Raw genomic sequence first — 16177 nt, 5'->3', positions numbered from 1 at the left:
GACAGTTCGGCGGCCTTTAGAACTAATCTTGATCGCATGCTTAAATGCATCATCTATTTCATATCGCCGCGGCATAAGCCCTCCCTCAAACACTGTTTATTCATACAGTATAATCATGAGTTACCAGCGGAGGAAAGTCCGATCAGAGACATTTCTGTTATGCCGCTGATCGGCAAAGGAAGAAATTATGTGGTGTGTTCTTTTGACATGGCGGCCAGATTTTCAGGCCCGATGTAAGCTTCCATTACTGCAACCTTTTCTGAAAGCTCTTTGATAGCCTGCACTGCCAGGGCAATAACACCGTTGTATTCCACAGTGTATGACCGTTTTGATTCGTCACGCTTGCGGACCAGCTTGGTCACGCTGACCGTTTCAGTCACGCTGGTCGTGTTGCCCTCTTCGTCCATAACTTCCTTCTCTACCTGCTGTTCCTCTGTGCCGTACTCGTCGTTCTCATCGAAGGTCGAGCCAATGGCTTCAGGCAACACTTTCATCAAATCCTGAGCAATCACACCCGCTGATGGTGTGCCGTCCGTCTTCCATGTGAAGGTAACTCCGTCAATGGCGTTAATTTTATCCAGCGCATTGAGGATCGGCGTGATGAAGTCTTTCTTATCACGGTCAGACGTTTGGGTAAGGGACACACACTGAATATTCCTCGGAACCAGAAGATCCCCACTGGCAGTATGTTGGAAATATTTGGGGCTACCATTCACAGCAGTAGCCATTGTCAAATCACCACTGTTCTCTGAGTAAATACGAGAATATGCAAGATTGTTACCCTGACCAGCCATAAAAGTGACGAAGAACGGCCAGCCGCCAGAGGATGCGGAAGCCCTAAGGTTTAACTGTGTCCCTTCAATAGCAACAGTCCCATTCAGAGTTACCCCCCCGGTGAACACTGGGGCTACTGTAGGAGCTGCGCCTAATGCGGTACGCGCTGCGGCTGCTGTAGCGGCCCCGGTTCCTCCATTGCCAACAGGGATAGTGCTCTTTCCTGTGAAAATCGGCCACCAGTCCGACCAATTAGGCGCTGCTGGAGTGAAAGCACCGGTGAGTCCACGGACAAAAGCCTCTCCCTGGAATGTGATATACATTTGCTGGCAGCCATAGGCTGATTTAGTCACATAAAGCGTACCTGCTTTTGCAATCGGGTATCCGTTGGCAACGATGGCATTGGCGTTTGCTGTCTGGTAGTAAATATTGAAATCAGTCACATTCCCCAGGCTGTTTGGCGTTACCGTAGCATTCAGGAGACCACCGTCGGTGTAAGCTTTTGCAATATCAGATGTCAGTTTGGAAAAGCTGCTGATGTTAACAACGGTGTTGTCAGGAGCCGTCACGCTGACTGTGCCAGTTCCCGTCATAATGGTTTGCCAGCCGTCCATCTGAGACTGGTAGTAGCCCAACTGCGCAGCCAGGCGTTTGGAAAAGTCAGGTATCGAATCCGTGTAAAAGCTCATGACCGCGTAAGCAGCTCCAGCGGCCACGGTTCCGGCTGATGTCGTGAGGGTAAGGTGAGTAGCATCCTCTACGCTGGCAATCTCATAGATTTTAACGGTACCTGATGCCGGAAGCAGAAAGGCCTGCCCCGGTCCGATTCCGAATTTGGCATCCAAAAAGTTTGTACCGGTGCCGGTAACCTTTGTTGCCGCTACTGCAACCGTGCCTGTTTTATACCAGGCCATTTTTACGTTACTCCAGATAAAAAAAAACCCCCCGAAGCGGGTCTGTTTAGGTTGGGTAATTTATTTTTCACACGTCGTCGATGTGAAGTTTGATTTGCTGACCCAGCGCCAGCCAAAAGGGTCTCCGGCTTTATATTGGGTCTGACTGGCAACCTTGCGAACGCCATAAATCTGCACGGACGTTTCCTGTCCGCCAATGAGCGCGGTACCGCTACAGACGGGCTGCTGCTTCTCAAGCACGCCTGAGCACCCCGTAAGCATTCCCGCCAATGCAATCGCCAATAAAATCTTTATCATTTTTATGTCCCTTCGATACTGGATATCGGGACGATAACAACGATATTTGGAGAGAGATAATTGGTTAAATAGATCAATTTCACGAAATTGATCGTTCAAAACGATCGTTAAATTCAATTAATTGATTAATAAGGAGATACGTCCATCACGTATATCAGATCGTTAGAGTTCGCATACCCTACGTTCTCAAGCTGGTCACCGCCTGGGCTGGTTGTTTGAGAAGAAGAAACGCGAGTAGTTGTTCCATTAAAATATGCATACGTCTGGATCGGCGACTGAAAGGGTCTCGTTGCTCCACCAGAATGGATCACGCCTACCATGAGCCCAGTCATCTGCGGCATAACCGCGTAGTTACCGGTGAGCGTAGTATCAATGTTATAACCAAGACCCGCTGGGTTACCCGGCGTTCCAACTGCAACGGGCGGATTCATGACCTTGGTTTCATTCGTCAGTATGCACTGCCCCTGCGCGTTATTGATAGCGATCCCCCACGCCGGTTTTGGCTGAGGGATAACGATACCGAATATATAGACGGTGACATTCCCAACACCTCCACCGGCCAATGTTCCTACCGTAAGCGTGTATGCCCCACCGTTATTATCCAGCCGTCCATATACGCCGGTTACGTCAGATTTAAAGGCGACAACAAAGGGGCTCGAAACAGAGACGGCTAAGTTAATCACGCCGCCGCTTCCACCAAAGTTGTATACATTCTTTGAAACCAGACTCATTGGCGTCGTATCCGGCGTAGAGAACGGTATTCCGAACTCATCGATCAGCATTGCCCCATAATTAGCCATGTTATTGCTTCACTAAGTAGACGATCAGCCAGCCCTCTGCCGCTGTGAACGTTCCGGTTGAATAATCAGAACCGGCATTTGAGAGGGATACGCCGGTCGTCGTCGTCGTGATTTTTCGCCGGGCCGATGAAAGTGCGGCCCCCATGACCGGTGACTGCATGGCAGCCACCTTATAACCAGAGGGCACGGCATAGGACCATGCCCCTGACACCTGGTCTTTTGAAAGATAGATAGAGCCCAATATCAGGATCCTAACCAAACCCGTGTTATTTGGGACTCCGGAAGCACTCCACGTTTGAATGCCAAAGTTCGCCAATCAAAATACCCCCGTCAGTTCGCCGATCTGCACGCGCAGCACTCCGTTACCATCTGCAACGCTGATCGTTGTGTTGGTGGTTTTCATCTTGCCGCCGCTGCCGGTACCGAAGTTCACAAAGGTGCCGGCTTTATCCAGCCGCCAGCCGGAAACATTAGCCACGTAGTTAGTTGACTGAATGAAGTTGCCGATCTTGGCGTTATCAATGGTGCCTTCACCTATAAATGCTTCATTCATGAAAGTCTGCCCATTGCGAATGGCAAAAAACGCTCTCGGGACGCCGTTCACGTCCGACATCACCACAAAGTTATTCGCGAGGAACGCCACCGTCGACTGCATGCCGGCAGGCGTATTTTCCAGCCCGATCCCCATACCGGCAGCGTAATACTGGCCGTTGCTGTTTATCCCTAACTTAATGCCCCACTGCGCCGACGCCTTACCATTCAGGTCGACCACTGCGGACGCCGTGGTTTGCACCGTCGCTGATAGCTCAGAATTAGCATCGTTCAGATCCTGAATTGATGCGGATACCGTTTGTTGATATTCAGCGAACGCCTGCTGACCGTCAGCAACTGTCTTTTGCGTTTCAGTAATACGCGCATTGAACTCAACAACCTGCTGTTTAACCTGGCCTGTTGCCTTTCTCTGATCCTTCGAGTCACGGTCATTCGCCAGCGACGTTTCAATGCTGGCGATATAGCTGGACTCATTGTTGTTGATAACTGTTGTCAGGGATTGGTCGGCATCGGTCTGGGCAGTTTGAATAGATGAAATGGACGCTGTATTAGAATCAGTCGCGGCCTTAACACTATCAATCCTTGATCCCAGGGCATTATCAGCGGTCGTCCGCGCTGACACTTCTGACGTAATGGCCGTCGTGTTGCCGTCTGTCGTGGTTTTAACAGCGTCGATACGGGTACCCAGAGCGCTGTCAGCAGAAGTTCGCGCTGTGGTCTCCGACGTAATGGCCGTCGTGTTGCTGTCAGTCGTCGCTTTTACTGAGTCAATACGCGTGCTAAGGGCGCCATCCGCATCGGCTCTGGATTTCGCTTCGGCGGTTATCGCCGCGGCGTTACTTCCGGCTGACGCGGTCACGGTATCGATTCGGGTGCTCAGCGCACTGTCAGCACTCGTTCTGGCTGTTGTTTCACTGGCAATCGCAGCGGTGTTGCCGTCGGTCGTTGCCTTCACTGAGTCAATGCGGGTGCCGAGTGCAGAGTCGGCATCCGCCCTGGCCTTCTGCTCAGTGGTGATGGCCGTGGTGTTGCCGCCAACGGTGGTCGTCAGGTTCGTGATACGGGTACCGAGCGCGGTATCTGCCGTAGTTCGGGCCGTTGTTTCCGTGGTGATTGCGGTTTTGTTGTTGTTCGCCGTTGCCGTGACTGTATCTACGCGGGTGCTCAATGCTGAGTCAGCGCTTGCCCGCGCGGTGGCTTCACTGGCAATCGCTGCGGTATTGCCGTCGGCTTTCGCCACAACCGCATCAATTCGCGTCGCCATCGAGGAATCAACGTCCTGCAATGTCTCGATTTGCGATATGACGTCAGCAATGGATGAAGCGTCGCCGCCGGTGATATCGGTGATCTTCTTCTGCAGGTCTGTATTCACCTGGTCAATGTGAGTATTAGCGGCAGTAACCTTGCCCTGCAGATCCGTGTTCACCTGATCGATGTGGGTATTAGCCGCATCAATTTTATCGTTGGCAGCCCCGACGGCGTCATCCAGCTCTTTGACGCTATCCTCTACAGAATCGACCCGAGAAACCAACTGCTTGCCCACGTCAGAATTCAGCACTTCTTCGGCGATGTCGCCCAGTATCTCGGACACGTCGACCGATGACGTCCCCATGACGAATTCAGTCCACTCCCCTACGTTACCAATCCTGTCAACCAACCGGGCGCGGTACCAGCGGCGAACGCCTGCCGCCATCGGTCCGTGCTGATACGACGAACCCGGATAGGGAACCGTCACCAGCAATGTCGGGTTTTGATGGTCATCAGTGGTGGACTGCTGCAACTCGGTATAGGCGGTATCACCGCTGCCTGCAGGAAATGCCCAGGTCACGTTGATATTCCAGACGACGTTGTCGCTGGCGAGCAGATTTGTCGGCGTGCCGGGTTTACCCACTTTGCCGTTCAGCGTGGTCGAATCAGCGTATCCCCACGGAGAGGACACGTCGACGGCGTTGATCGCCCGGACGCGCACGTCGTACACGCCCGCATAAATTCCCTGAACGGTAAAACCCTGCGCGCTGGTCTTACCTACGTTAACCCAGTCGCCGTTGTCTTTGCGCCACTGCGCGGTGTAGTTGATCGCCCCTTCCACTTTGTCCCAGGACGCCTGCAGCGACGCGACGGTAAGCCCCTGCGCGATATGGTCAACTTCTGTGACCACGATATTTGCCGGCGCCTTCATCACGTTGGTCGGCGTGACAGTGATCGGTGCTGAATCGACTTTCACCCCGTCATCGATGTAACGGTATTTATTCGGGTCGTGCTGCACGCCCGCAATCGTGAACGTGCCATCGTCATTCGATGAGATTGACGTGATACGAAAGTATTGAATCGCTAAGTTATCGCTGTCGATGGCCCACACGGCGCCGCTCACCGGCGTCATGCGGTAGGCAGTGGCAACGGTGAACGTTTTCTTATCGGCGCTGACGCCGCTGATCGTCCGGGTTTGCGCTGTTCCATCGGGCAAATTCACTACCAGACGGTCGCCGATGCCGTAGTCCGCTGCCCGGTCAACGGTAATGTTGTTGCCGTTAACCGCACTGATGCGTCCGCCGTTGGCTTTCCCGGCTCTGAACGGGTCAGCGATGCCAATAATTTCTGCTGGCATGGGAATGTAACCGTCCAGCCCAACGCCAAAGGACACGGTGCCGTCTTTCGCATTGGACAGGATCACCCACCGCCCGCGGCGATGCGCCTCGCTCTGAGATGTGCAGCCAATGGCCGTCAGCTGTGTCTCATTCCAGTTATATCGGGCGACAAGCTCAGGCTCATAAACGCTCTCGATCGTGTCAGAATAATGATTAATCGGATCCGACCAACTGACCTGACAGGAAGAAAAGCGGTTTTTATAGGAGCCCCCGGCGTAGGTAAACATGCCGTCGACCACGTTTGAGCTGTGGTAGGTAAAATCCACATCGTCCTGCGGAACGTCGGCGCGCACGAAAATCTGGTCGTTTCCCCAGAAGGTGATGCCGCGGAAGATGGCGGCCAGATCCCGCAACACGGTGTAGGCGTCTTGCTGGTTCTGGATGAACACGTTGCAGGTAAAACGTGGTTCTGTGCCTCCTGCTCCGTCGGACACTGCAGCGTCACAGTATTGGGCGATGTTGTACAGCTCCCATTTGTCGATCATGGTTGCGTCAACGCGGTTACCCATGCCGTATATTTCATCGAGCACCAGGTCGTAAAAAATCCACGCGGGGTTATTGCTGTAGGCAATTTTGAAATCACCCGCCCACGTGCCGCTGTAGGTTCTGGTCACCGGATCATAGGTGGTTGGTACGCGGATCAGTTTACCCTTTGGCTTGCAGGTGGTTTTCGGCACGCTGCCGTTAAATTGGCTGGAGTCGAGCTCGACATAAAGCAGCGCGGTATTCGGATAGCGCAACTTACTGTCGATGACCTCAGCAAAAGAAAACACCTTGAAGGCGTTAATCAGCTTGGTTGAGGTTGAATCTGGGGTGATGCGGCGCACGCGGATTGTCCAGCCTGACGCCGAGTCAGGCAGATCGATGCGATGGTCACGCTGATATTCTGACGTTGATTTTCCGTCAAACTTACCGTTGACGACCGTTTTATACGCCGCACCGTCGACAGAAAGGTCGATGGCATATTCCGTGACGGTACCGACCATGTCGCCGTTGTCTTTGTACTGGTACTGAATCGGCAGGCTCAGCTTGATCCGGATAGCATCGAGCGTCAGGTTTGAGAATTGCCGGGTCCACGGCGTGGAGGCTTTTACCTCGATGCCCACCGAGGATTCGTTATCAATTTCAGGCATGCCCTGCAGGTAAGTCTGGTCCTGTGTGCCTTTGCGGTAGTCCCACTTCACGCCGGTGAAATTATAGGTGCCGTCATCGTTCGCCAGCGGGGTATTGTTGAGGAAGATTTGCTGCGCGATAAGGTCGCCCTGAATCTCGCCCTCGGAAAGCGCCAGAACCATCTTAAGTTTCGCTTCGGACAACAGATCATCGGCCTGTTCGACCGGCGTATGAGCACTCCCGCCGCCGCCTTTAGCACCCTGAATAATGGTTTCACCGTCAAGAAGTCGCATATTTCACCCATAAAAAAACCCGCCGGGGCGGGTTAATTGAAAATTGTATTACGGTTACTGCTGATCGCTGGAGAAAATCCCCGCGCTGATGATTGCACCACCGATTTCACGCTGGCCGTAAAGCAGCGGTACGGGGTAGCCCATAGCCACCGTATTCACAGGCGAGCCGAACGCATAGTTGGCTTTATTATCAGTACTAGAAGATGCACTGATATTAAAACTGGGCTGAGGCGTTAGCATCTGAACGACCCCACCCAACGTCATACTCAGTCCCACGCCTGTCAAAAGAGTTGCCGCGGCCATAGAGGCAGTAGCAGTCCCTGCCGCGGTGGCAGACACTGCAGCCCCCCACGCAGCCATAGAGGCACCTGCGGTAAAAAAGGCGGCGACTAGCGCGATTGCACCCACTACAATTTGTAAAGTACCTGCCCTTTTCGCCCCTTCAATCACCGGCACCATAATGTATTCGGCCGCCGCCGCAGACATGTCGAACTCCTCGAGCGAGATGTTGTTCTTACCACTGTAGAAAGCGAACTTCATCCCGTTGAGATGGGCGTTTGAAACGTATTTTTTGAAACCCTTCACCTGAGAGCACATCGCGCGCAGAAACTCGTTGATGTCTGCGACGTGGAACCGGTGAACCCTGCCGAATTTCTTACCGATTGCACCTTTAAGGGTCATGGTCTTAAGCATTAACTAACTCCTTCCGCCGGACGACGCGAACCGTCCGATCCCGATAATATTTGCCATAAGGAACGCGTGCAGAGAGGTTGCCGAACATGTGGTGAACCATGATGTTATCACCGAGATAAATCGCCGCGTGATTGGTCACCGGCGCCTGAACGCGCATCATGATCATGTCGCCCGGCTGCATGCTGCTAGCATCGACCTCTACAAACCCTTCCGCCAGCCAGTTATCGTCATAAAGATTTTCTTTGCCGTCGACCCACCACTCACGGTCAACCGAGTAATTATTTACGGCAATGCCGTGCTCCATACGGTAGTAGTCCATGATGAGCGACCAGCAGTCAGCATGGCCCAGCACCCAGCGGCGGCCAGCAAGCTCGCGGTCGCCCCGCGGTGACAGCGTACAAAAATCACCGTCCGGCCACGACATGATCCCCCACTCAACGCAGGAGTGGTCACACTGGACGCGGTCCATTTCTGACGGCACCAACTGCACAACATCCGGGTGCGAGTGGATCACCATGATGACGTCCCCGACCTCGGTCGCCGCCAAATAATCATCCGGCGACAGCGTGAAGGTTTCAGCCATGTTTTCGGCAATGTTGCGACAGGGAATAAAACGCTGGCCGGTACCGGTTTCGACGATCAGCCCGCAGGCTTCGTTCGGATATTCAGCGGCCACGTGCGCGCGGATTTCGCTGATGAGTTTTTCACGCATAATTATTTCCCCTGCAGATTGGCCGCCGGGAAGCCGCCAAAGGGTAGCGGGTTTTCGGTACCAAACCGCAACTTGCAATCCGACATCCGGCCGCCGCACACATCCAGCGCGGGATTGCTCGTCGGCGTGCCGTCTTTCAGAAAGTAATTGGTGCCGTTGTAATCGCAACCGGTCCCCGTTCGATACCATCCACGCATGCACCAGGTGCACACCGGGGTTATCTGGCGGGTTGGCAGTTGCAGGCTTTGAACGTCGAATGGGGAACACAACTCGAAATCGACTTGAATACGTGTCTCGGCTTTTTTTGCGTTGATATAGAAAAGCTGTACGCGTTCTTCGGCAGGACTGGCCGTAGGGTTTCCCGCAGTCCAGTTCGCTGTATCGAGGTATTTGGCCAGCGTGGTGTGCACTTTGACTTTGGCTTTCACCATGTCGTCGTATTGCAGACACAGCGCCGTAACATAGTTGCCCACGTTCCCAATTGAAAGAGTCGGGGTTGGCTGCGATCCCGTACTTGTTAATTCCAGACCGGTTAACTCATAGGGGTGCGGATCATATTCATTCCCCTGCCAAATGATGGAGGGAAGATTTTCTGCGGCAAAAGAATTCCAACCATTAGTGCCTATATTATGAGCATGAAACCGAAGAATTTTATCAAAGCCAAAAATGGTTCCATCTATTTCTATTAATTGGATCAGTTGCCCCGGTTCAAGCCCCTGAACATCTTGAGAGAAGCTCATATTTTCTCCAAAAAAAAAGGCCACCAAAAGGTAGCCAGATTAATTTAATTTTTTTAAGGTGCAAAGGATTGCTCAAAGGTGAAGCTAAGTGCCGCTTTATTACCAGCTGGGAAACTTACTGAAAGTGAATCTGCCTTAACTCTCCAGAGCCGTTTCTCTCCCCAAGGATTGGTCCACCAAAACGAATTTGCAGTATGGCTCCGGAGGAATGTTCGAATGTTTGCAGCCTCCGTCTTTTTCCCCGTCCAATTCAAATTCCAAGTTTCGGCATTAGAATTTATGCCTTTTATTGAAACTTGTTTATAGCCATCACCAAACTGAGATTGTACTAAACTAACACTCTCGGTACCCTGAGCGCTTTTTTGAGTACGCCACGTAAAAGTATCTATTGTCATTAGAACCCCAAGACGAATAAAAAACTTATACCAATTATTTATCTAAAGGCAAGATTTAATACCTTGTATCATCTTTTCTTTAGTTCCCCACAACCTATCACCATTATTATAATAAGTAACTGATGAACCTTTAATATCATCTTTTACATCTGCCAGATATAAAAATGACGCAGCATAAACAGAATAAATCCCATTATTATCTGGTTTTGTCAGCCAAATTTTAGATGGATCTGCCGCATATACATCTTGCCATTTTGTTTTAATGCAGGTTGCAGTAACGTCAGCTGAGTAGCGGGAATGATAACTGCTATCCTGACCATTATATTCACGCGCATCTTGGACGCTACTCATACATCCAGATAGTAAAATAATAGATAGGGGAATGATTTTTTTCATATAATATCCTAAAGTCATTTTTTATAGTGCGTCGCAAATGTCTTAAAGTATATCATCTGTCAGCGAAAAAAATCCCCAATCTAATTACCTTTTATACAAAACCCCACCCGGTGCCATTTCTTTCTTTAGTCTATCCGATATTGTCTGCTGGACTATGCCTTGCACTTGTTTCGCTGTGCTTGTCGTTTCACTGATACTTGCACTGTTGGAAGACTGTCCTTCAATGGTAACGGGAGCATAAACGCTAATGCCGGCAGAACCAAACCTACCCTCACCTAAACCTGAGTTACCAACATAGCCGCCCGATGCATACCCCTTCATCAGGCGATAAAGATTAGCCACGCCCAAGCGGCTGGTCGCCTCCTTGGTGAAAACGAACTCCCCGCCGTGAACGATGCCTTTGGGCTCATATTTACCACCGCGCCCGGTGTAGCCGCCCACGTCGAACTCGCGGATATAGCCGCCGTTATAAGCCAACTGCAAATTATTGTAGGCTCCCGATGAGAAAGATGTGTTTGAGGATGATTTGACACTTCCTGCACTTATCCATCCCATAGCAGATTGAATTGTATATGCAACAATTAACCGGCTGATGACCTGACTAATCATTTTTAAAATAGAGACACCAAACTCTTTAAAGCTGGCTTTACCGGTGGTCGTCAGGCTTGTCAGGCTGTCAGCAAGGCCGTTGAATCCCGCCTGCGCCACCTGTTGCACCGAAGTGAACACATCGGTTGCAGATTCGGCGTATTCGGCCCAGCCCTGTTTCGCGCCCGCCACCCAGTTCGAACGCAGCGCGTCCTCTGCCGCATACGTTGCCTGCTGCTCCTGCAATACCCGTTTCTGAGCGTCCGGATTGAATGCATAGGTTTCCTGCAGACGCTGCAGCGTCGCGGCTCTTTCCGCCTGTTTTGATGAAACGCCATCCGCCTGAGCATCCAGCGCAGCGCGCTTTGCCGACTGCTGCAGCGCAAACTTATCCGCCTGATCGGAGAGCGCATTCAGGCGCTGCTGGGCCGCGACTTTATCCCCTATCGCCGCCAGCTGCCGTTTGTACTCCAGCGTTTCTTCTTTATGCGCCAGCAGGGACTTTTCCTGCACGGACAGCTGGCGGGTGCTGGCCGCCTGCTCCAGCACCGTGTACTGATTCTCCGTCTGCCACAGGTCTTTGCGCTGCTGGCTGATAACGTCGTTCACGCTGGTGTGCTGCTGCAGGACTTTGAGCTGGGCCTGCAGGGTCATCAGCTCACCCTGCGCATTATCCGTCGCCTTGTCCCCCGCTGAGGTGGTGATCGCCTTCGCTTTGGGCGTTTTCGGATCTTTATATTTCTCTTCAATACCCTTTTTAATCTGGGCAATTTCATCGTCGCTCAGCGCCTGATTAAGCCGGCGGCGTTCGGCGATGTACTGATTTAGACGCTGGTACTCCTGCGTTCTTTGCTCTTCCTTGCTCTGGCCCGCGTCAGAAATCGACTGGAAGTGCTGCTGATTCTGAAGCGAGCTGCGCTCAAGGTTTGACTGTTTCTGTTTTTCGTCGGTTTTTCGCTGCTCGGCGTGAAGCTGCTCGGTCAGTGAGGAAACCATCTGGCGTGCCTGGTCACGGGCGGTTTCCAGCCCAAACCGCTGCTGCCCCTGCGCGGCAGTGTTTCTCAGCCCTTTGTCCAGCTCATACAGCCTGTCCGTGGCGTCCGCGAGCTGTTTCTGAAGTGAGTCCGCCCGGCCAATATCCAGCAGGCGGTTCCACATGGATTTAAAAGAGTCGCCGACGTAATCCGCCGCGGTCTCCAGCGCGCCCATGTTCTCTTTAATGTTCCCGGCCATGTCCTTGAAGCCGGCGGCGGCGGCGGTGTTGGCGTAGTTAAGCGCCTCGGTGTACTTGCCTGAGTCCTGCAGGCTTTTCACGTAGTCCAGCTGCTGGGCGGTAACGTGACCATATTGCTCGGCCATCGCCCGCAGCCCGCTTTGCGGATCCGAGGTAATGCGGCCAAACGCCGCCGCCAAATCTTCTACTTTGGTGCCGGTGGCGTCGGACAGGGTAGAAATGGAGGTGGCCACGCCCAGGAAGTTTTCCCCGAGGTTGGCCCCCGCTTTGACTAACGCATTGAGCGCCGCGGTACCGGCGGTAAAGGAGTTGCCGCCCTGCGCAATCGCCTCGGCCATTACCAGCAGGTTGTTGGCAGTTTGCCCCGAGCGGTCACCGGTCATCACCAGCGATTTGTTAAATTCGCTGAGCACCCCCTGACCCTTTACAAACGAATAGGCCACGGCCACCACGGCAACGGCCAGCGCCACAAAGCCCAGGGTAGCCGGCGTGAGCAGGCCACGCACCTTCCCCAGATTTTCGGCGTTCTCCGCCAGCGCATTGGCATTCTCAGATAACGAATCTTCAGACTTTTCAGCCGAATCACTGACGCCAAAGAGCGCGGCCTGAATCGCCCGGAAGAGGTTCGATACGCCGCCGAAGGAGTCTTTAACCTGCCCGCCCTGCTGGAGCATGATAAGGAAGGGGCTTTGCCCACCGGCGAGCTGGGTCGCGATATCGGTAAACTGTGCGGGGAGGTTGCGCAGGGCGTTGTTGTACTGCCCCACGGATATCCCCACCCGTTTTGCCACCAGTTCCTGACGGGAGAAGGACTGCTGAACCTGTGCGGACGTCTCAACGGCGGCGGCGCTCAGCCCGGTGAACTGCTTACGCACGTAGCCGAGCTGTTCATTGAATTTCGCGGCGTCAACGTCAAGATTAACGACCAGATCACCCACTGGCTGGGCCATAGCGCACTCCTCCTGGCAGGCTTTCTGCGATCGCCATTAGTTGTTCATCATCAGGTTCGTGATTTTCTTCCACGACCTTGGGTTTAAGCAGGCTAAAATGGCCCGCGGTCAGTTCTGTTTCCCCGCACACCAGCGATAAAATATGGAGGCTAAGCGAGGCAAAGTGGGCATCAAGTAACGCCTCTTCGAAGTAATGGGTCTGATAGAACTGATGCCACTCCTCGAGCTCGCTGGAGGACATGTTTGAAAGCATGGTGCGCCAGTTGGGTCGTCTCAACTCGCGCGCCAGCTGCATAACAAAGCCCTTTTCACGGGTTAGCGCTTTTCCGCCGTCTCCTCTTCAGCGACGGACTCTGAGGGCGCAGCTTCCGTGGTGACCTCGCCCTGCTCCGGGTTCAGCATGCCGGACAGGATTTTGACCTGCGTATCCGCTTTGCCGATGGCCTCGACCGGCCAGGTGCTCATGACCTGCTGCTGCAGATCGTGAATATCCGGCTTTGGTGACTCACTGTGCCAGAGCGACATGGCAATGATCATCGCGCCGACGCGGATATTGAGCTCGACCAGCGCGGACGTCAGAGTCTGATCATCAGGCTCATCTTTCGGCAGGGCCTTTTCCTGCGCCGCCAGATAGTGCAGCAACTCAACGCGCTGCAGCGCCGAGAGCTCATACAGCGTGGTTTTCGCCCCGTTAAACTCAAACAGTTCAGACTTTAAAAACATGCTCGCTCCGTTAGGCCGCCGTGACGGTCAGGTTACAGATGGCCACTTTCTGACCCTCATTGGTCATGATGATGATTTGCGCCGTGCCCGCTTTGACGCCTTTGGCCGTCACGTTTTTGCCGGAGACGGTGATGGTGGCAACGGAAGGGTCAGATGACGCCGCGCTGAAAGAACCGTTGGTCGCGCCGTCAGGCAAGACCGTGACGCCGATGACGCTGTTCTGCCCGACCACGACGCTCGCGGCGGACGGGGTGACGGTGACGCCCGAGACCGGAACCGCGGCGGCCTGATTGCTCTCCGCCAGCGCCGGCTTGCCGGTGTTGGTGATTTTCACCGTGCGGGTGATCACCTCTTTTACCGGTACCGCTTTGCCCAGGCTGCTGATCCAGCCCCGGAAAACGTCCACGGCGGTGTTGGGGTAACGGATTTTGTACCCACGCACCACGCCGTCGTAGAACCAGTTAACCAGATCCTGCTGGCCGCTTTCGCCCGGCTTCCAGGCCAGCGTAAAGGAGGTGTCACCCGACGATTTAGCCCCCTGCGCGGTGCCGTTCCAGTCGGCGTCGGCGTCATCGAGATAGGTGTCATCGTAGGATTCCGCCGTCATTTCACCCGGCGTCAGCTCCTTGATTTTTGCCAGCCGCGTCCAGTCCTGATCCGATAACGGATTGGCATAGGGATCGCCGCTGCCGGTGTAAATCCAAAGCGTGGTGCCCGCGCCTTTGGTCGGTTCGAGTTGTGTGGTCATAGATTCCTCACATTAAGTAAGTCAGGGTGTAACGCAGGTCAGCAGATCCCCACGTCGACATTTCATCATCACGCTGGTAGTCGTAGCCCTCCGGCGTGATGTTTTCGATAAGGTCTGAAAGTGCCGGGATGTCGCCTACCACCGGATAAATATGCTGCTCCATCCACCGGTCGAGCTCGGTGTCGGGGCTCACCGCCTTGAGAAAAACCTCGACGTGAAGCGTTGCCCGCCATTCGTCTTCATCGAGGGTTTCCCCGGTAGGTTCAGCGCCCGAAAGATAGACGGCGACGGCGGGCAGGTCTTCGGCGGTCAAAAAGCTCGGGCGACCGTCATACCAGGTCACGGAGGGGGCGGTCACCGAAAGCTTGAGCGCGTCCAGCACGGCGTTGCGGATTTTCGGGTGCTTTATCATCGTTTAACGATCAGCCTCAGTTGATTTTTCAGGGCCGCCGCCATCTCTTTGGGCATATCGCTTTGCATCAGGCGGTTTGTTTCCACCGTATAGGCGTTGGTCAGCGGCGTCGTCAGGGGGATTTTCACCACGTCAATCGGGTACCGGCTTTTCCCCGAGCGCTGGAGAACGTGCCAGCGTCCGTTGGCAAGCTGCTGAATAAAGGCGTCGCGGAACGTGAACCGCCCGATTTTCAGCACGCTGCCCTGCCCGCGCACGTTGCCCTTACGCCGGGAGATACGCATTTGCGCGGCCCCGAGCTTGATGGCGGGCAAGTTGCCCCGATTGATTTTTAACGTGGCGACAGGCCGGTTCATCGTGGCCTTTTTCAGCTTTGCGCGCTGCATGACCAGCTTTCTCGGCACCTTCGTTTCCTTCGATACCGACGAACTGCTCCGGCTGATCGCCCGCCCCGCCACCCGGTTCACGGCCTGCGCCGAGGCGCGGGGAACGGCGGTCTTACTGATGTTGTTCAGATTACTGATCGCCTGTTCAAGCCCTTTGATGGTCATGTGCTCCCCTTTATTCCAGCCAGATTTGCGGCTTTCCGTTAAACACCTGATGGCGGGTGACGATGTAACTTTCGCCCTGATACATCACCTGATCGTTACGGTGAGGTCGGTAAGCGGCAGAAAAAATCACCACGGACAGGCCGTCACCGCTGACCGGCCCCATTTCGGGCAAAAAGTGGCTTTCAACGCCGGTAAGCACGGCGCCGTTAATCACCACGTCTCGCCCAAAGCGCGCGACGGTGGTGGCATCCATCCGCGCCGCCAGCGCATCGAACGGGTTAGGCATTGAGTTTGACTTCAACGACGGTCGAACCTGCACCGGCCTGTTCCCACGCGATCCCCGCCGCCACGGCATCCGCCGCCGCCAGCTGGATTTCACCGTCCGCGATATACACTGTTGTCCCCGCCGGAATGGCGTCGGCGGAGACTTTCGGCAGCAGGAATACCCCTTCCGCCATGCCCGTACCGGTTTCATTCGGGGCAATATCCACCAGTGAGACAACGAGCAGGGAACCCAGCACCACGGGGGCGCCGCTCTCAATCACCGCCTGACCGGTATTGGTAATGGAAATGGTCTGCCCTTCCTGCACAAAATTCTTAGCCATAACAAAGCTCCATACGCCCCGCGAAGGGGCGAATTTTAGATA

General features: G+C 54.0%; 17 protein-coding genes and 2 pseudogenes. All 19 read right to left on the bottom strand.

All coding sequences use genetic code 11. From position 1 onward, the window contains the following. Positions 1-185 precede the first annotated feature (185 nt). Positions 186-1688 carry a pyocin knob domain-containing S74 family peptidase gene (locus TU92_RS08300; protein ID WP_112166111.1) on the bottom strand — a complete coding sequence of 501 codons (1503 nt, stop codon included), beginning with the start codon at positions 1686-1688 and terminating at the stop codon, positions 186-188. Between the two features lie 60 nt (positions 1689-1748). Next, positions 1749-1985 (bottom strand): phage exclusion lipoprotein Cor, encoded by a 237-nt coding sequence (gene cor, locus TU92_RS08295; RefSeq protein ID WP_112166109.1) that lies wholly within the window; start codon positions 1983-1985, stop codon positions 1749-1751. A gap of 125 nt (positions 1986-2110) precedes the next feature. After that, positions 2111-2785 carry a hypothetical protein gene (locus tag TU92_RS08290; protein ID WP_112166107.1) on the bottom strand — a complete coding sequence of 225 codons (675 nt, stop codon included), beginning with the start codon at positions 2783-2785 and terminating at the stop codon, positions 2111-2113. A 1-nt stretch (position 2786) separates the two neighbouring features. Next, a complete protein-coding gene (locus TU92_RS22300) occupies positions 2787-2945 on the bottom strand; it encodes a hypothetical protein (RefSeq protein ID WP_153376473.1) in 159 nt (52 codons plus the stop codon). Positions 2946-3101: 156 nt separating this feature from the next. Continuing rightward, positions 3102-3566 (bottom strand): annotated as a pseudogene (locus tag TU92_RS22610) (phage tail tip fiber protein); the annotation flags it as partial. A 1298-nt stretch (positions 3567-4864) separates the two neighbouring features. Next, positions 4865-7388 (bottom strand): annotated as a pseudogene (locus tag TU92_RS22605) (TipJ family phage tail tip protein); the annotation flags it as partial. A gap of 54 nt (positions 7389-7442) precedes the next feature. Next, complete coding sequence (locus tag TU92_RS08270; protein ID WP_112166103.1) at positions 7443-8081, bottom strand: tail assembly protein; 639 nt, start codon at positions 8079-8081, stop codon at positions 7443-7445. Beyond that, positions 8074-8793 (bottom strand): C40 family peptidase, encoded by a 720-nt coding sequence (locus TU92_RS08265; RefSeq protein ID WP_112166101.1) that lies wholly within the window; start codon positions 8791-8793, stop codon positions 8074-8076. Before TU92_RS08265 ends, TU92_RS08270 begins: the two co-directional genes overlap by 8 nt. A 2-nt stretch (positions 8794-8795) precedes the next feature. Continuing rightward, a complete protein-coding gene (locus TU92_RS08260) occupies positions 8796-9533 on the bottom strand; it encodes a phage minor tail protein L (protein WP_112166100.1) in 738 nt (245 codons plus the stop codon). A 53-nt stretch (positions 9534-9586) separates the two neighbouring features. Further along, positions 9587-9928, bottom strand: a complete 342-nt coding sequence (locus TU92_RS08255; protein ID WP_112166098.1) for a phage tail protein — start codon at positions 9926-9928, stop codon at positions 9587-9589. Positions 9929-9970: 42 nt separating this feature from the next. Further along, a complete protein-coding gene (locus tag TU92_RS22240) occupies positions 9971-10324 on the bottom strand; it encodes a hypothetical protein (RefSeq protein WP_136627583.1) in 354 nt (117 codons plus the stop codon). A gap of 84 nt (positions 10325-10408) precedes the next feature. Next, a complete protein-coding gene (locus tag TU92_RS08250; RefSeq protein ID WP_112166096.1) occupies positions 10409-13096 on the bottom strand; it encodes a phage tail tape measure protein in 2688 nt (895 codons plus the stop codon). Then, positions 13077-13391 (bottom strand): phage tail assembly protein T, encoded by a 315-nt coding sequence (locus TU92_RS08245; protein WP_112166094.1) that lies wholly within the window; start codon positions 13389-13391, stop codon positions 13077-13079. The genes TU92_RS08250 and TU92_RS08245 overlap by 20 nt, the downstream gene beginning before the upstream one ends. Positions 13392-13411: 20 nt before the next feature. Next, positions 13412-13819 carry a phage tail assembly chaperone G gene (gene gpG / locus TU92_RS08240; RefSeq protein WP_112166092.1) on the bottom strand — a complete coding sequence of 136 codons (408 nt, stop codon included), beginning with the start codon at positions 13817-13819 and terminating at the stop codon, positions 13412-13414. A gap of 10 nt (positions 13820-13829) precedes the next feature. Further along, complete coding sequence (locus TU92_RS08235) at positions 13830-14567, bottom strand: phage tail protein (protein WP_112166091.1); 738 nt, start codon at positions 14565-14567, stop codon at positions 13830-13832. A 7-nt stretch (positions 14568-14574) separates the two neighbouring features. Then, positions 14575-14979 (bottom strand): phage minor tail U family protein, encoded by a 405-nt coding sequence (locus TU92_RS08230; protein ID WP_112166089.1) that lies wholly within the window; start codon positions 14977-14979, stop codon positions 14575-14577. After that, positions 14976-15530 (bottom strand): phage tail protein, encoded by a 555-nt coding sequence (locus TU92_RS08225; RefSeq protein WP_112166087.1) that lies wholly within the window; start codon positions 15528-15530, stop codon positions 14976-14978. Before TU92_RS08225 ends, TU92_RS08230 begins: the two co-directional genes overlap by 4 nt. A 10-nt stretch (positions 15531-15540) precedes the next feature. Continuing rightward, positions 15541-15816, bottom strand: a complete 276-nt coding sequence (locus TU92_RS08220) for a DNA breaking-rejoining protein (protein WP_112166085.1) — start codon at positions 15814-15816, stop codon at positions 15541-15543. Next, entirely contained in the window at positions 15809-16135 is a 327-nt protein-coding gene (locus TU92_RS08215) for a DUF2190 family protein (protein ID WP_112166083.1), read from the bottom strand. Before TU92_RS08215 ends, TU92_RS08220 begins: the two co-directional genes overlap by 8 nt. Positions 16136-16177: the final 42 nt, after the last annotated feature.

The organism is Rahnella inusitata (assembly GCF_003263515.1).
Classification (GTDB): domain Bacteria; phylum Pseudomonadota; class Gammaproteobacteria; order Enterobacterales; family Enterobacteriaceae; genus Rahnella; species Rahnella inusitata.
Note: the sequence above shows the minus strand (reverse complement) of the source record. Positions and strands in the feature narration are given on the sequence as shown.

Coding starts and splice junctions, on each gene's coding strand:
- TU92_RS08225 (WP_112166087.1), bottom strand. CDS start 15,530: ATGACCATCAAAGGGCTTGAACAGGCGATCAGTAATCTGAACAACATC.
- TU92_RS08270 (WP_112166103.1), bottom strand. CDS start 8,081: ATGCTTAAGACCATGACCCTTAAAGGTGCAATCGGTAAGAAATTCGGC.
- TU92_RS08245 (WP_112166094.1), bottom strand. CDS start 13,391: ATGCAGCTGGCGCGCGAGTTGAGACGACCCAACTGGCGCACCATGCTT.
- TU92_RS08230 (WP_112166089.1), bottom strand. CDS start 14,979: ATGATAAAGCACCCGAAAATCCGCAACGCCGTGCTGGACGCGCTCAAG.
- TU92_RS08255 (WP_112166098.1), bottom strand. CDS start 9,928: ATGACAATAGATACTTTTACGTGGCGTACTCAAAAAAGCGCTCAGGGT.
- TU92_RS08215 (WP_112166083.1), bottom strand. CDS start 16,135: ATGGCTAAGAATTTTGTGCAGGAAGGGCAGACCATTTCCATTACCAAT.
- gpG (WP_112166092.1), bottom strand. CDS start 13,819: ATGTTTTTAAAGTCTGAACTGTTTGAGTTTAACGGGGCGAAAACCACG.
- TU92_RS08235 (WP_112166091.1), bottom strand. CDS start 14,567: ATGACCACACAACTCGAACCGACCAAAGGCGCGGGCACCACGCTTTGG.
- cor (WP_112166109.1), bottom strand. CDS start 1,985: ATGATAAAGATTTTATTGGCGATTGCATTGGCGGGAATGCTTACGGGG.
- TU92_RS22300 (WP_153376473.1), bottom strand. CDS start 2,945: ATGCAGTCACCGGTCATGGGGGCCGCACTTTCATCGGCCCGGCGAAAA.
- TU92_RS08220 (WP_112166085.1), bottom strand. CDS start 15,816: ATGCCTAACCCGTTCGATGCGCTGGCGGCGCGGATGGATGCCACCACC.
- TU92_RS08265 (WP_112166101.1), bottom strand. CDS start 8,793: ATGCGTGAAAAACTCATCAGCGAAATCCGCGCGCACGTGGCCGCTGAA.
- TU92_RS08260 (WP_112166100.1), bottom strand. CDS start 9,533: ATGAGCTTCTCTCAAGATGTTCAGGGGCTTGAACCGGGGCAACTGATC.
- TU92_RS22240 (WP_136627583.1), bottom strand. CDS start 10,324: ATGAAAAAAATCATTCCCCTATCTATTATTTTACTATCTGGATGTATG.
- TU92_RS08290 (WP_112166107.1), bottom strand. CDS start 2,785: ATGGCTAATTATGGGGCAATGCTGATCGATGAGTTCGGAATACCGTTC.
- TU92_RS08300 (WP_112166111.1), bottom strand. CDS start 1,688: ATGGCCTGGTATAAAACAGGCACGGTTGCAGTAGCGGCAACAAAGGTT.
- TU92_RS08250 (WP_112166096.1), bottom strand. CDS start 13,096: ATGGCCCAGCCAGTGGGTGATCTGGTCGTTAATCTTGACGTTGACGCC.